We start from the raw sequence: 13,617 nt of genomic DNA, 5'->3' as shown, positions 1-13,617 counted from the left end.
ATAGTCGCAATTTTTATCATAGGTATTTAACATGAAACAACCTCAAGCCTGGTATAAGCAGTTCTGGCCTTGGTTCCTAATTATCTTGCCTTTATGTGCTGTTGTGGCGAGTGTCAATCTACTCTATCTCGCTATTGACAATAAAGATGCACTTGTGTCAGAAGATTATTATAAAGATGGTAAACGAATAAACCAGGATCTTAGGAAGATCAAGCATGCCAAGCAACTTGGTATGCAGTTTGAACTTCAGGTCGATGACAATCAATTAACGATAATTCAACATGGTGGTGAGAATTATATTGCTGCATTAAATGTTGAATTCTTTCACCCCACTATCGAAAGTCGTGATTTTAAGCAAGTGGTGACAGCTGATGGTGACAAAGCCTATCGTATTGCACTTTCTAACCCCATCACAGGTGCTTGGGAAGTCAGACTCGAAGGCTATGATCAAAGTTGGCGCATTCAGAAACGCCTGCAAATAGCCGATGACACCGAATACTGGTTAAATTAGTTATTTCTTTTAGGGCGGGCCTAGCCCGCTCTGTTCAAGCGCTAAAGCATACAGGTTAAACTAGATTAACTATGAAGCACTGTGATTGTTTCCATTGTGGTGAACCCGTGTTAACTGGGTCTCAATTTACGACATGCATTAATAATAGCTATGAGCTCATGTGTTGCCCAGGCTGCCAAGCTGTTTCTCAGGCCATTATCAATGCTGGGTTAAGCAGCTATTATAAATTTCGCACCGAAATGGGCAACAAACAAACTGCCCTAGTGCCCGATGAGTTAAGCTCATTTTCTGCATTTGATCTTGCTGAAATTCAACAAGATTTTGTTTATAAAAAGAGTGATATTTCATCGGTATCTTTATCTATCGATGGGATCACTTGCGCCGCATGTGCTTGGTTAATTGAGCATAAACTTAAATATGTGACGGGTATCACGTCGATATGTGTCAATACGACCACGGAGCGTGCTCAGGTTAGTTGGGTTGCAAGTAAGATTAAGCTGAGTGATATCCTTAGTCAGATTAGTCAAATTGGTTATCAAGCAGCTCCCTACCAAGTTGATGAACAAGAAAAACTGAGTAAAGACAATAGTCGTAAATTTTTGCTTAGATTGGGCCTCGCAGGCTTTGCCACCATGCAGGTGATGATGTTTGCCCTTGCCCTTTATGCCGACTATTTTTCCGATCTCGAAGTCGAATACCGTGATTACTTCCGCTGGGTGAGCATGATTTTTGCGGCTCCTGTTGTCTTCTACTCTGCCCAACCATTTTATTTTAGCGCGATTCGTTCCATGTTCAGTGGCCGGTTAAATATGGATGTTTCAGTCTCCATAGCCATATTGGGCGCTTATATTGCAAGCTGTATTGCGACGGTAAATGGTACCGGTGAAGTGTATTACGAATCCGTAAGTATGTTTACTTTCTTTCTCTTACTTGGTCGTTATTTTGAGCAAAATGCCAGACAAAAAGCTTCTGTTAGTTCAAGCAATTTACATAAACTGGTGCCCGTTATCGCACAGCTTGTCGTGCCAACAGGTAACCAAGAAGTACCTGCAAAAGTTCTTAAAGTCGGTGACGTCATCTTAGTTAAACCTGGTGAGGTGGTTGCTGCCGATGGCGTGATTATTGAGGGATACACCTGTATTAATGAAGCCATGCTCACCGGTGAGCAGATGCCAGTGATGAAGTCGATGACTCAAGAGGTGTATGCTGGAACAATCAATGTAGATCATCCCATTAAGGTTGAAGTTACAGCGATTGGTCAAGATCAACTTGTTGCTGAAATCATTCGCTTACAGGAAGCTGCTTCGAACAATAAGCCCAAAGTGGCCCTGTATGTTGATACGATTTCTAACTACTTCACTTGGACCATTCTAGTGATTGCGCTCATGACCTACATAGTCTGGCGTATCTATTGGCCTGAAGATGCATTCTGGGTCACGTTAGCGGTCTTGGTTGCTACCTGCCCTTGCGCATTAGCGTTGGCGACACCTACAGCGGTTACCTGTGCGACAGGCATCTTTACAGGCATTGGGGTTATTGTACGCAAGCCCGGTGTATTCGAAAAGTTAACTAAGATTGAACATGTGGTGTTTGACAAAACTGGCACCCTCACCTGTGGCACTCTTACTATCGATCACGTGACTCTTTTCAATGATGCCGATAGAGCGCAGGTGTTATCAATTGCTGCGGCTTTGGAGAGTGCGTCATTACATCCAATCGCGAAAGCTTTCGATCGTTATCGAGATCACTCTATACACGTCAGTGAGCAGCAAAGCATAGTCGGTGCTGGCTTGATGGGCTTAATTGATGGCACAGAATACAGGATTGGCAGTGCCGAATTTGTTGGTGTCGAGAACGACCTGACCTTGTCGGTTTATTTAGTGAAAAATAGAAAAATCCAGGCTAAATTCACCCTGGTTGATGCCATTAGAGAAGATGCTGTCGACACGATAAAAGTTCTTAAACAAAATGGCTGTATGGTCAGCATTGCCAGCGGTGACAGTTCCACCCACGTTGATGAGATTGCGCGTCGAGTCGCAATAACCGATGTCTATAAGGGGCTTAAACCACAAGACAAACTAAGTTTGGTTCAATCATTACAAAGAAAACACTCAGTTGCTATGTTTGGTGATGGAATTAATGATGCACCAGTACTTGCAGGGGCTAACCTATCGGTCGCAATGGGGAGTGGTTCAGCCATCACGAAAAACAGTGCTGATCTTATTTTACTCGGTGACCAATTATCACGCTTTAATGATGCGGTACATGTAGCAAAATTGACCGATAAGATAATAAAACAAAATTTGTATTGGGCGCTCGGATATAACCTGTTTATAATCCCTTTGGCGGTGACAGGCCACGTACTACCTTACATTGCGGCATTAGGTATGTCAGTCAGTTCACTCATTGTTGTCGCCAATAGTCTGAGACTTTTAAGGGTACGTTTATGAGTATTATTTATGTATTAATTCCGATCGCGATGCTATTTGTGGCCATTGCCATTGGTATCTTTTTTTGGGCTGTAAAATCGGAACAATTTGACGATCTTGATAGGCAAAGTGTCTCTATTCTCTTTGATGAGGATGAATCAAAACCTAAGGCTCCAAATTCCACAGCTGACAGTGAGTCAAAGTCATCTTGATTGATTACAGTATCACGGGGGCATTTTTAGTAGGTTTGATGGGGGCTGGTCACTGCATAGGCATGTGTGGTGGACTAATAGGTGCTTTTTCAGCTCAACTTCCCTCGAAAGATGGGCAAAGCCTTTTATCGACTAAATTGACATTTTTGATTACCTATAATTTGGGCCGAATTTTAAGTTATAGCTTGGCTGGGGCTTTTGTAGGAGGCTCAGCGAGTGCATTAGGCTCACTATTCAATATTGATTTATACCTGCTGGCATTAAGGGCTTTTGCTGGTGTGATGATGATCGTGACAGGTCTATATATCGCACAAATTTGGTCTGGAGTAGTGCAGATTGAACGCTTAGGGAAATTATTGTGGCGATTTTTGTCCCCCTTCGCCAGTCGAGTGTTGCCCATAAAGACGATGAAAAATGCATTTATTGGCGGTATGTTGTGGGGCTGGCTTCCATGCGGTCTAGTTTACAGCACCTTAACATGGGCGGTGGCGGCAAATTCAGCCCAGCAAGGTGCTTTTATTATGATGGCATTTGGTTTAGGCACATTACCGGCACTATTGAGTGCGGGTGTTGCGGCGAATATGTTAAGTCAGTGGACTCAGACTAAAGCGATAAGATTGTTCAGTGGCTTAATACTGATCTTATTTGGATCACACACTTTATACATCGCAATTGCACAGCTTAACTAGCTCAGCATATTAAATTAGTTTAACATAAGTGTAATTGAGAAATTTGAGAGAGACTATGACAGACAACAGTAAAAGTCGTCGTTCTGCAGTTCCTGGATGTGCCATTCATTGTCATGATTGCAGCATGGGAACCTTGTGCATTCCGTTTACACTTAATAGTTCTGAACTCGATCGTCTTGACGAAATCATTGAGAGAAAAAAGCCCATTCAAAAGGGTGAGCAAATATTTAAATCAGGTGATGTTCTAAAGTCTCTATTTGCAATCCGCTCAGGTACCATTAAGAGTTTTACCATTACAGAGCAAGGTGATGAACAAATCACTGGTTTCCATCTCGCGGGTGATGTGATTGGTTTCGACGGCATTCATTCCCAAGTACATCAGAGTTTTGCACAAGCATTAGAAACCTCAATGGTTTGCGAAATTCCATTTTCGACGCTCGATGATCTCAGTGGTTCTATGCCAAAACTTCGACAGCAGATTATGCGTTTGATGAGTAATGAGATCCAAAGTGATCAAGAGATGATATTGTTGTTAAGTAAGAAAAATGCAGAGGAAAGATTGGCGGCTTTCATCAGCAATTTAGCTACGCGATTTGGCAATCGAGGCTTTTCACCTAAAGAGTTCAGGTTGACCATGACTCGTGGTGATATTGGTAATTATTTAGGCTTGACGGTTGAAACAATTAGTCGATTACTCGGACGTTTCCAAAAAGCTGAGTTGATAGAAGTTAAAGGTAAATACATTACTATCATCAACTTTGATGCACTGAATAAATTAGCGGGCAATAGCGTTATTGCTCGCTAGATGTTTATCTGTTGTCTAGTGCGTTGATACGGTCAGTATCGGCGCCTTCCCCTTCTTTGAATTTTAAAACGTCGTCTGTGTACTATTAAATAATTCGTAATAGATAAGTAACTTAGCATAAAATAATGCTATAACACGGTAAGGAATCTTGAGTTCATTTGATCTAAAGCAATGTCTTTTACCCAATGTAGCTCATTATTAAGGTACCAAATAAGAAAGGGGAAACCTATGAAGAAATATAAAAAGCTGTTAGTTGTCGTGGATCCAGCCAGTGATTCCCAACCCGCACTTGCGAGGGCTGTTGAACTCGCGACCCGAAATCAAGCAAGCATTACCGTATTTCTTTCAATTTTTGATTTTTCTTATGAGATGACATCTATCTTGTCCGGACAAGAGCGTGAGGCAATGAGACAAGGTGTTATTGCTCAGCGGCAAGCTTGGATTGATGAAATTGTCTCACATTATTCATCCTCTGGTATCACGATTCAAAGTGAAGTCATTTGGCACAATCGCCCTTATGAAAGTATCATTCAACATGTCATTTCAGAAAATTTCGATCTCATTATCAAAGGGACCCATGAGCATGACAAGCTTAAATCTGTAATTTTCACTCCAACTGATTGGCATTTAATGCGGAAATCACCAGTACCCGTTCTGTTAGTAAAAGCACATGATTGGCCTATTGCTGGTAAAATACTATGTGCAATAAATGTTGGTTCAGAAGATGATGATCACATTAGTCTCAACAGCAAAATTATTGAATATGGTAAAGATTTAGCGATTAAATTCGATGCCGAAGTTCACCTTGTAAATGGTTATCCTGGAACCCCTGTCAATCTTGCTATCGAGTTACCTGATTTTGACGCACATACATACAGTGAAACGATTCGTATGCAGCATGAACAAAGAGTGTGCGAGTTAGCCTTAACTTTAGGCATTAGTCCTGATAACTGTCATGTGAAAGAAGGCTTACCTGAAGACGTGATCCCTGATGTCGCGAAAAACATCGATGCCGAGCTGGTTATTTTAGGCACAGTCGGTCGAACCGGTTTTTCAGCGGCGCTGATTGGTAATACAGCAGAGCACGTTATCGATAGTATAAATTGCGATCTGCTGGCCATTAAGCCTGATGGTTATAAATCGCCATTAGATCAGAGTTAAGCGAGCAAGTTGGCTTTTTAACGTCAAGATTTTAATATATACTACGCGCCCATAATTCAAGTGTTATTAGGCGCGTTTTTTTATGTCTGTCGATCTATCAACTCAACAAGTCACCCGAATGAAAAAGCTTCAGAAAAAGCTCAGAAGCGAAGTCGGCAAAGCTATCTCTGATTATAATATGGTTGAGGAAGGTGATCGGGTAATGTGTTGTCTTTCAGGAGGCAAGGATAGCTATGCTATGCTTGATATCTTACTGGACCTGCAAAAACGAGCGCCAATTAAGTTCGAAATAGTCGCAGTTAATTTGGACCAAAAACAACCGGGTTTTCCTGAACATGTTCTTCCAGCTTATCTTGATACTTTAGATGTGGCGTATCATATTTTAGAGAAAGATACCTACTCTATCGTTAGAGATAAAACTCCTGAGGGTCAAAAGACCTGCTCCTTATGTTCACGATTGCGACGTGGAACCTTGTATGGTTTTGCACAAAAAATTGGGGCAACTAAAATAGCCTTAGGTCACCATAGAGATGACATTATTGAGACATTGTTCTTAAACATGTTCTTTGCGGGTAAGCAAAAAGCCATGCCACCTAAGTTGCTCTCTGATGATGGTGCGAATATGGTGATTCGACCTTTAGCTTATTCACGTGAAAAAGAGATTGCTGAATATGCTGAGTTAAAATCTTTTCCAATCATCCCATGTAATCTATGTGGCTCTCAGGAAAACCTTAAACGTGCTTCAGTCAAAAAGATGCTTAATCAATGGGATGTTGAACACCCAGGTCGTATCGAGTCTATTTTCACCGCGATGCAAAATACATCCCCATCTCAGGGCGTTGACAGAACACAATTTGATTTTGTTTCATTAAGCCGAAACCCTGACGCACCACTTAAAGGTGAAGTCGCTGAATCAGACTTACCAGCGTTTGATTTTGTTGATGTGTCAAATAATGGTCATATCGACCTTGATGCTGCAAGTAACAAGCAAAGGATGAAGACTGAACATCAAATAGATGTCGTTAGTACCTATACTCCTTAATTCATGGGAGCTACAGAAATAAAAAAACCAGCGTTAGCTAGTTTTTTTTATTTCTGTCAAAAGCCGATTAACCATTAGTCCAAGGGCTTATCACCTTTGGCTTTACAGACAGTTCAAGGGTGTCTAACGCTGCTATTTGAGCTCGACTGAGTCTAAGCATTCCCGTGACAAGTTGCTCTGTGCCATCAATCTTAATTGAAACCTTACTATCAGGTTCAAAAACAAAGTTAATGCCAGCTATGTCTGCTGCGAAGTACCGCATAGGAAAACCTTGCATCTCATTTAATAGCGCATCCATTTCAGTTTGGATCTGTAGGATTTCACTTTTTTGGTAAATCTGTCTCGTCTGTTTTGCTCTTACCTGCATTGAAATATTACAATGTTCAACCTTACCTTCAATGTCTAAATTAATTAAAGCGCGATCAGATTTTAATCTATCATCGTAAGGCAAAAAGAGACGCTGATCGCTTGTTATAGTAAGAGGGAATGACTCTTTTTCAGTGGTTATCGTACCGCTATTAATACGACATAGTTTTTTATTAGGTACTGAAAATGTGAGTTCAACAAGAGGATAATGTCCCTTATTGACCTGTTTCAACCTGTTATAAAACCCTTGATATTCTAACGAGATAGGTGTTGCTTGCACAGAGGTGCAAGCTAGGACTAAACAACTAAACAGAAGTCTTTTCTTCATTATTTCCTACTAAGTATTGCTGGTTATGACGTAACATCTCTAAAAGCTCATCGATATAAGCTTCCTGACGTTCAGAATAGTTTACTAACCCATACACCAGTTCGTTAGCTGTGGGTTCTTTATTTTGCGCGCGCATATCGGCGCGAATTGAGCGTAAAAGAGAATATGCTGCATTTGAATTTAAGTTGCGCATATATGATGCAACTGAGTCTTCGACAGATTTAAAAACAGCCACCTCATGAGACATACCTGATGTACGTGATTGTGGCACTAAACCACAACCTTTTTTAAAGCACCACTGTCCAAAGAAGTTAAGCCCCTCTCTAGCAAACCTTGAGCTTCCCCAACCTGTTTCATTGGCAGCTTGGATCAGCACCATAGATTCAGGAATAATATCCGCTCTTATTAATAATTTTTGAATGGTTTCAGCATTAATTGTTCGAGGAGAATACTGATACTTATTTGAGATCTCTTCGATACGAAAATACTCAGCTTCAGTCAGCACTAATCCGTCATTGATGTGTTGCAGAGAGCGTTGTAAAAATTGACGTTCATCATTGATTATTCCATTTTGCAGTCGAACCCAAGGACGTAAATAATCAAAGAAAGCTTGTTTCTTATCACTAACAAGAGGAATAGAAGCAAAATCGGGGATCAGACTAAGGTTCTGCTTATTTTTAATTAACGCCCCTAACTTCTGCTCTTTTGTGTCTTTTGTGTCTATAAAATTAAGTTTTAATATAATAAGGGCGAGTATGACAACACTTATTGATACTGTTAATTTACCTATTCTTCCTGTTTTCATTCTTGTCTCAAATCATCATTATCGGTTGAGATTATATGTCATATTACACATATACCCAAGCCACTTGGAGGTGTCACTATAACGAGTATTTTCAAATCATTGGAGTATGTAACAAAACAAGAGTTTACAGGGCTATTCTAATGTATAATCGCAAATGAAAACTCTTGGGTATTCAGGAAGGAAAAACCCGAATGCAATATAATGCACTAAATAGATTCAATAATATAGTTGCTATAGGCGGAGGTCATGGATTAGGCAGAGTTTTATCTACGCTCTCTTTCCTTGGTCCTAAACTAACAGGTATCGTTGCTACTACCGATAATGGTGGCTCTACAGGTAGACTGCGTGAACAGCAAGAGTGTATCGCTTGGGGAGATCTGCGCAACTGCTTATCTCAGTTGGCAAGTAATCCCTCTATTGGCTCTCTATTATTCGAGTATCGATTTGCTGGTGAAAGCGATTTGTCGGGTCATAACCTAGGCAACATTATTCTGCTTGCATTGGATCAGCTATGCGTAAGACCACTGGAAGCTGTCAATGTTATTCGTCAATTTCTTAATATTGATACGCGCGTTATTCCTATGTCAGAGGAACCCACCCACCTTGTCGCTATTGAAGCATGTGGCAACAAAATATTTGGTGAGACTAATGTGGATGGGATGTTGAATCACCCTATGGCGCTGTCATTAGAACCTATGGTGACTGCGACTTGTGAAGCGTGTGATGCGGTTCGTGAAGCCGATCTAGTGATCTTAGGCCCAGGTAGTTTTTTAACCAGTATCATGCCACCACTTTTATTACCTAAATTTGCAACTGCGTTGGCAGAGTCTCGCGCTGAAGTGATCTTAATCGACAATCTTACACGAGAGCCCTCTTCCTCTGCAGACTTCACTTTAGAGCAGAGAATAGATTGGTGTCATCAGGTACTTGGCGTTAAGATAATCGATAGAGTCCTGTGTCATTCGGATAGGAGTTACCAGAGCGGCAATATCGTTTATCGTCCGCTGGTGAGTCAACATCATAAAGGATTGCACGATAAAAAGGCATTAGCTGACGCGTTGGCGAGTATAGTTTCTGAGCAAGAAACACAATCGTTCAAATTAGGATGACATGAATGAAAAGGACAGCATTGCTGTCCTTTTTGTGTCTAGAACTCTTACACTAAAGCCCATGAGAAATAGCTTTAGTGTTTGTGTCGTTTATATAATTCTACACAGTTCGTTTGGTTAACTATCAAAGAACACTAGCAATGGCCTTGCAGATCACAGGCATATTACTTTGGGTCATTCCGGCAACACTGATGCGACCTGAGCCGACTATATAGACAGCGTGCTCATTTTTAAGTGTCTCGACTTGCTCTTTAGAGAGCCCAGAAAAACTAAACATACCATTTTGTCTTGAGATGAAGCTGAAATCCTGTGCCACGCCCTCTTGCTTTAATGTTTCAACAAACAAAGTACGCATCTTACCGATACGTTCACGCATCTCCTTTAGCTCACCTTCCCAGAGGGTTTTTAATTCAGCATCGGCGAGAATAGTGCTAACAATCAAGGCTCCATGAGCAGGTGGGTTTGAGTAGTTGCCACGGATAGTGCTTTTCACCTGACTGAATGCTTTAACCACATCTGCTTCATTTGCTGCTACGATGGTCACAGCACCAATACGTTCATTGTACAGGCCAAAGTTCTTAGAAAAGGAATTTGCGATTAACAGTTCAGGGACGGTATTAGCAAGAATTCTTAAACCGTTAGCATCTTCATCAACACCATCGCCAAACCCTTGATAGGCAAAGTCAAATAATGGGACTAACTCTTGTTTTAAACAGATATCAGCTATGGTATGCCACTGAGATTCGGTTAAATCTATGCCCGTAGGGTTATGACAACAGCCGTGGAGTAATACAAGATCGCCAGCTTGAGCAGCACTGAGATCTTCAACCATCGCGTCAAAATCTTTATCGTGAGTTTCTGCTTTATAATAACGGTACTCTTTGATGTTAAGAGCTGCAGATTGGAATATATTCTTATGGTTAGCCCAAGTAGGGTTACTTACCCAAATTGTTTTTGTTTTGGTATTGCGAACTAAGAATTCAGCCGCTACACGAAGAGAGCCCGTACCACCGGGTGCTTGAGCAGTTAGTGCTCTTTTGTTCTTAACCACTTGGTGATCATTTCCAAAAAGCAGGCTTTGTACAGCAGTGTTATATGCCTGTACACCTTCAATTCCGAGGTAGTTTTTACTCTCTTCTGTTGACAGTATTCTTTGTTCTGCCAATTTAACCGATTTTAAAATGGGCGTTAACCCAGCTTCATTTTTATAGATCCCCACGCCGAGGTTAACTTTCTCAGTTCTTGTGTCAGCTTTAAATTCGTCCGTTAGACCTAGAATAGGATCTGCTGGAGCAAGTTCAACCTGGGTAAATATCATGACTGCTTCCTAAAGTATTTGAATGTAGGGGGTTAATACCAATTGGTATAAGGACTCTTTATACCATTGACAGAGGAATAGAGGTAGTGAGTTTTTATACTAGTAGAAAAAATAGTTTTTTACTGGGATTACATCTATTTTATTGATATTTTTTTCAAGAAACATGATTGAGTGCAGTAAATTTTTGAGAATTATTAAATTAGTAATTGTTAAGGAACTAAAACACATAAAGGTGGGCAGTTCGAACTGATTGCATCATATTACAGCGGAAGGTTATTATTCTGTAGGTACAAAAAAGCCTCGATTTTTGTCGAGGCTTTTTTGTCATCTTGATGATGGTACCCGAGGCCGGACTTGAACCGGCACGCTTATTCAGCGAGGGATTTTAAATCCCTTGTGTCTACCGATTCCACCACTCGGGCAAACTCGTTGACTCTGACGATACGTATTATCGGTAGTTAATACTGCATGGCTTTGTTAACTAATAAATCAAAGCACATACTCATCACAATCTAAATATGGAGGCGCGACCCGGAGTCGAACCGAGATAGGCGGATTTGCAATCCGCAGCATAGCCATTCTGCCATCGCGCCATTTCAATTTTATACATAACTTGGAGCGAACTTTCTCTTGAAAAGAGTGGTTCGAACCGATGACCTATACCTTGGCAAAAAGAAGGTATCAACTCTATCAAACTAACAACTGAGCTAAGTCACATTATTATATAATTTGGAGCGACATATCGGGTTCGAACCGATGACCTATACCTTGGCAAGGTATCGCTCTACCAACTGAGCTAATGTCGCGTCTTTCTTACTTATCGACATTATCTATAATCATCAATAATGGTATCGTCTTTCACCTTTATCAACTGAGCTAATGTCGCAAATCTTAAAACGTTTAATCAGAACTACTTTAGAAGCTTCTCCCTGACTACGGATTGGCATTCTACCGATTTGCGCCGTAGAGTCAATCATGAAAACCAGTAAAAAAGCGGATTTAATACTGACTGTTGTTAAATTAGCCCAAAGTTCAATTTTTTGTACAATTCTTAGCTTATTCAGGGCTTTTAAAGCCTTATATATTTATACAAATAACCAAGCGCTATGTTATCTCTAGTAAATGTACCTGATATAAAAAAGCCCCATACTTTTAAAAGTACAGGGCTTATCACATTACAGAGTGATTTAAGCCAAAGGCAATGATTGGTAGTTTAGTCCAAGCATTTTTTGCATTACACCGACAACCTGGCAGCTATAACCGAATTCATTGTCATACCATACATAAAGGATAGTACGCTTCCCTTCAGCAATCGTTGCTTGAGAATCTATAACTCCAGCATGACGTGAACCCACTAAATCAGAAGAAACAATTTCTGTAGATTCAGTGAAATCAATTTGATTTCGAAGTTCAGAGTTTAATGCGATATTTCGCAAATAATCATTGATATCTTCTTTATTCGTTTCACTGTTTAAGTTTAAGTTTATAATAGCCATAGACACATTGGGAGTTGGTACTCGGATTGCGTTTCCAGTCAACTTACCGGCTAAGGCGGGTAACGCTTTAGCAACAGCTTTCGCTGCACCAGTTTCAGTGATAACCATATTCAGTGGCGCACTACGACCACGACGATCAGCTTTGTGATAGTTATCGATTAGGTTCTGATCATTGGTATAGGAATGAATAGTTTCTACGTGTCCATTCTCGATTCCATATTTGTCATTGATGGCTTTTAGTACTGGCGTTATCGCATTTGTAGTACAACTAGCGGCAGAAATGATCGTGTCTGTATCTAAAATATCGGACTCATTAACACCATATACAATGTTTTTAATGCTGCCTTTTGCTGGAGCGGTTAAAAGTACCTTAGCAGCTCCCTTAGATTTAAGGTGTTGACCAAGACCCTCTTCATCGCTCCAAATACCAGTATTGTCGACGATAAGAGCATCATTAATATCGTAACTCGTGTAGTCAATTTCGCCTGGTGAGTTGGCATAAATAACTTGGATATAGGTGCCATTTGCGATGATTGCATTGTTTTCTTCATCAACTTCAACAGAGCCATTGAACGGTCCATGAACCGAATCTCTTCTTAATAAACTTGCACGCTTTTCAAGATCACCTTTTCGACCACCTCGAAGTACAATCGCACGTAAACGAAGCTTATTGCTTACACCGGTTCTCTCAATTAATAGTCGAGCAAGCAAACGACCTATACGTCCAAAACCATAAAGAACCACATCTCTGGCTTTTTCAAAGTCTTCATGATCTATAGCAGGAGCAAGCTCTTGGCTCATGTAAGCTTCAATACCATCAACACTGTCGTTTTCAGCCCAATACTTGATGGCTAATTTACCAATGTCCACTTTACACTGTTTTACCGCTAACTTACTTAGTGCTTCAACAAAAGGAAAACTCTCACGCAATCTAAGTTTGTAACCAACATGCTTACGCACTAGACGATGTGACTTAATGATTTCGATGGTAGAAGCATTGAGTAGTGGCTTACCGTATATAACGACTTCGACACCCTGATTGCGATATAATTTGCCTAGTAGAGGCTGCATAGCCTCTGCCATTTCGAAACGTTCTTGCCAGCTTTGTAGGTGTTTATCAGCGCTCATTTACAGATCCTTTATCTCACAATTCTGCTTTTTTTCGCAGAAATGATTGAGTAACAAAAAAAAAAGACCAATACTCTAGTTATTAATCGGGTAAATCCCATTATGGTCGGCGCCATTGTAATGAAAAGTGGTCTTTCAAGCCAGTAAGATATCGAATGTAACATTGTAATTTTATTAGCATAAAAACCGTATTGGAGCCTATTTTGACTCGAAGTGTC

Annotated in this window: 12 protein-coding genes and 3 tRNA genes; 8 read left to right on the top strand and 7 right to left on the bottom strand. The window is 40.6% G+C overall.

Translation table 11 applies throughout. From position 1 onward, the window contains the following. Positions 1-31: 31 nt before the first annotated feature. The 7 genes from HWQ47_RS13415 to ttcA all read left to right on the top strand — a co-directional run bounded on the left by HWQ47_RS13415 (position 32) and on the right by ttcA (position 6,849). A complete protein-coding gene (locus tag HWQ47_RS13415; RefSeq protein WP_269971603.1) occupies positions 32-511 on the top strand; it encodes a FixH family protein in 480 nt (159 codons plus the stop codon). Between the two features lie 71 nt (positions 512-582). Next, on the top strand, positions 583-2,961 hold the full coding sequence (locus tag HWQ47_RS13410; RefSeq protein ID WP_269971602.1) for a heavy metal translocating P-type ATPase: 2,379 nt from the start codon (positions 583-585) through the stop codon (positions 2,959-2,961). Next, positions 2,958-3,152, top strand: a complete 195-nt coding sequence (gene ccoS, locus HWQ47_RS13405; protein WP_269971601.1) for a cbb3-type cytochrome oxidase assembly protein CcoS — start codon at positions 2,958-2,960, stop codon at positions 3,150-3,152. Before HWQ47_RS13410 ends, ccoS begins: the two co-directional genes overlap by 4 nt. After that, positions 3,149-3,841: a sulfite exporter TauE/SafE family protein gene (locus HWQ47_RS13400; RefSeq protein ID WP_269971600.1), complete on the top strand. Its 693-nt coding sequence runs from the start codon at positions 3,149-3,151 to the stop codon at positions 3,839-3,841. Before ccoS ends, HWQ47_RS13400 begins: the two co-directional genes overlap by 4 nt. Positions 3,842-3,896: 55 nt before the next feature. Next, positions 3,897-4,646 carry an electron transport transcriptional regulator EtrA gene (gene etrA / locus HWQ47_RS13395; RefSeq protein ID WP_269971599.1) on the top strand — a complete coding sequence of 250 codons (750 nt, stop codon included), beginning with the start codon at positions 3,897-3,899 and terminating at the stop codon, positions 4,644-4,646. Positions 4,647-4,874: 228 nt separating this feature from the next. Further along, positions 4,875-5,807, top strand: a complete 933-nt coding sequence (gene uspE / locus HWQ47_RS13390; RefSeq protein WP_269971598.1) for a universal stress protein UspE — start codon at positions 4,875-4,877, stop codon at positions 5,805-5,807. A gap of 82 nt (positions 5,808-5,889) precedes the next feature. After that, positions 5,890-6,849: a tRNA 2-thiocytidine(32) synthetase TtcA gene (gene ttcA / locus HWQ47_RS13385; protein WP_269971597.1), complete on the top strand. Its 960-nt coding sequence runs from the start codon at positions 5,890-5,892 to the stop codon at positions 6,847-6,849. Positions 6,850-6,916: 67 nt separating this feature from the next. Here the strand turns inward: ttcA and HWQ47_RS13380 are convergent, their stop codons facing one another. Next, positions 6,917-7,543 carry a DUF2987 domain-containing protein gene (locus tag HWQ47_RS13380; RefSeq protein WP_269971596.1) on the bottom strand — a complete coding sequence of 209 codons (627 nt, stop codon included), beginning with the start codon at positions 7,541-7,543 and terminating at the stop codon, positions 6,917-6,919. Continuing rightward, complete coding sequence (locus HWQ47_RS13375; protein WP_269971595.1) at positions 7,521-8,348, bottom strand: glucosaminidase domain-containing protein; 828 nt, start codon at positions 8,346-8,348, stop codon at positions 7,521-7,523. The genes HWQ47_RS13380 and HWQ47_RS13375 overlap by 23 nt, the downstream gene beginning before the upstream one ends. Positions 8,349-8,539: 191 nt before the next feature. On the opposite strand from HWQ47_RS13375, the gene yvcK reads away from it, so the two are divergent. Then, a complete protein-coding gene (gene yvcK / locus HWQ47_RS13370; RefSeq protein WP_269971594.1) occupies positions 8,540-9,457 on the top strand; it encodes a uridine diphosphate-N-acetylglucosamine-binding protein YvcK in 918 nt (305 codons plus the stop codon). A gap of 124 nt (positions 9,458-9,581) precedes the next feature. Here yvcK and HWQ47_RS13365 read toward each other — a convergent pair whose 3' ends face one another. The 5 genes from HWQ47_RS13365 to HWQ47_RS13345 form a co-directional block, all read right to left on the bottom strand. Further along, positions 9,582-10,775 carry an amino acid aminotransferase gene (locus HWQ47_RS13365; protein ID WP_269971593.1) on the bottom strand — a complete coding sequence of 398 codons (1,194 nt, stop codon included), beginning with the start codon at positions 10,773-10,775 and terminating at the stop codon, positions 9,582-9,584. A gap of 336 nt (positions 10,776-11,111) precedes the next feature. Next, positions 11,112-11,197, bottom strand: a tRNA-Leu gene (locus tag HWQ47_RS13360). Positions 11,198-11,294: 97 nt separating this feature from the next. Further along, positions 11,295-11,368 (bottom strand) — tRNA-Cys (locus tag HWQ47_RS13355). Positions 11,369-11,505: 137 nt separating this feature from the next. Next, positions 11,506-11,581: transfer RNA gene (locus tag HWQ47_RS13350), tRNA-Gly, on the bottom strand. A gap of 381 nt (positions 11,582-11,962) precedes the next feature. Further along, positions 11,963-13,399 (bottom strand): glyceraldehyde-3-phosphate dehydrogenase, encoded by a 1,437-nt coding sequence (locus tag HWQ47_RS13345; RefSeq protein ID WP_269971592.1) that lies wholly within the window; start codon positions 13,397-13,399, stop codon positions 11,963-11,965. Positions 13,400-13,617 lie beyond the last annotated feature (218 nt).

Origin of the sequence: Shewanella sp. MTB7 (assembly GCF_027571385.1) — a bacterium.
Taxonomy (GTDB): domain Bacteria; phylum Pseudomonadota; class Gammaproteobacteria; order Enterobacterales; family Shewanellaceae; genus Shewanella.
Note: the sequence above shows the minus strand (reverse complement) of the source record. Positions and strands in the feature narration are given on the sequence as shown.

Excerpts from the sequence above, each read along its gene's own strand:
- ttcA (WP_269971597.1), top strand. The coding sequence starts at position 5,890 with ATGTCTGTCGATCTATCAACTCAACAAGTCACCCGAATGAAAAAGCTT.
- HWQ47_RS13415 (WP_269971603.1), top strand. The coding sequence starts at position 32 with ATGAAACAACCTCAAGCCTGGTATAAGCAGTTCTGGCCTTGGTTCCTA.
- HWQ47_RS13345 (WP_269971592.1), bottom strand. The coding sequence starts at position 13,399 with ATGAGCGCTGATAAACACCTACAAAGCTGGCAAGAACGTTTCGAAATG.
- etrA (WP_269971599.1), top strand. The coding sequence starts at position 3,897 with ATGACAGACAACAGTAAAAGTCGTCGTTCTGCAGTTCCTGGATGTGCC.
- HWQ47_RS13365 (WP_269971593.1), bottom strand. The coding sequence starts at position 10,775 with ATGATATTTACCCAGGTTGAACTTGCTCCAGCAGATCCTATTCTAGGT.
- uspE (WP_269971598.1), top strand. The coding sequence starts at position 4,875 with ATGAAGAAATATAAAAAGCTGTTAGTTGTCGTGGATCCAGCCAGTGAT.
- yvcK (WP_269971594.1), top strand. The coding sequence starts at position 8,540 with ATGCAATATAATGCACTAAATAGATTCAATAATATAGTTGCTATAGGC.
- ccoS (WP_269971601.1), top strand. The coding sequence starts at position 2,958 with ATGAGTATTATTTATGTATTAATTCCGATCGCGATGCTATTTGTGGCC.
- HWQ47_RS13380 (WP_269971596.1), bottom strand. The coding sequence starts at position 7,543 with ATGAAGAAAAGACTTCTGTTTAGTTGTTTAGTCCTAGCTTGCACCTCT.
- HWQ47_RS13410 (WP_269971602.1), top strand. The coding sequence starts at position 583 with ATGAAGCACTGTGATTGTTTCCATTGTGGTGAACCCGTGTTAACTGGG.
- HWQ47_RS13375 (WP_269971595.1), bottom strand. The coding sequence starts at position 8,348 with ATGAAAACAGGAAGAATAGGTAAATTAACAGTATCAATAAGTGTTGTC.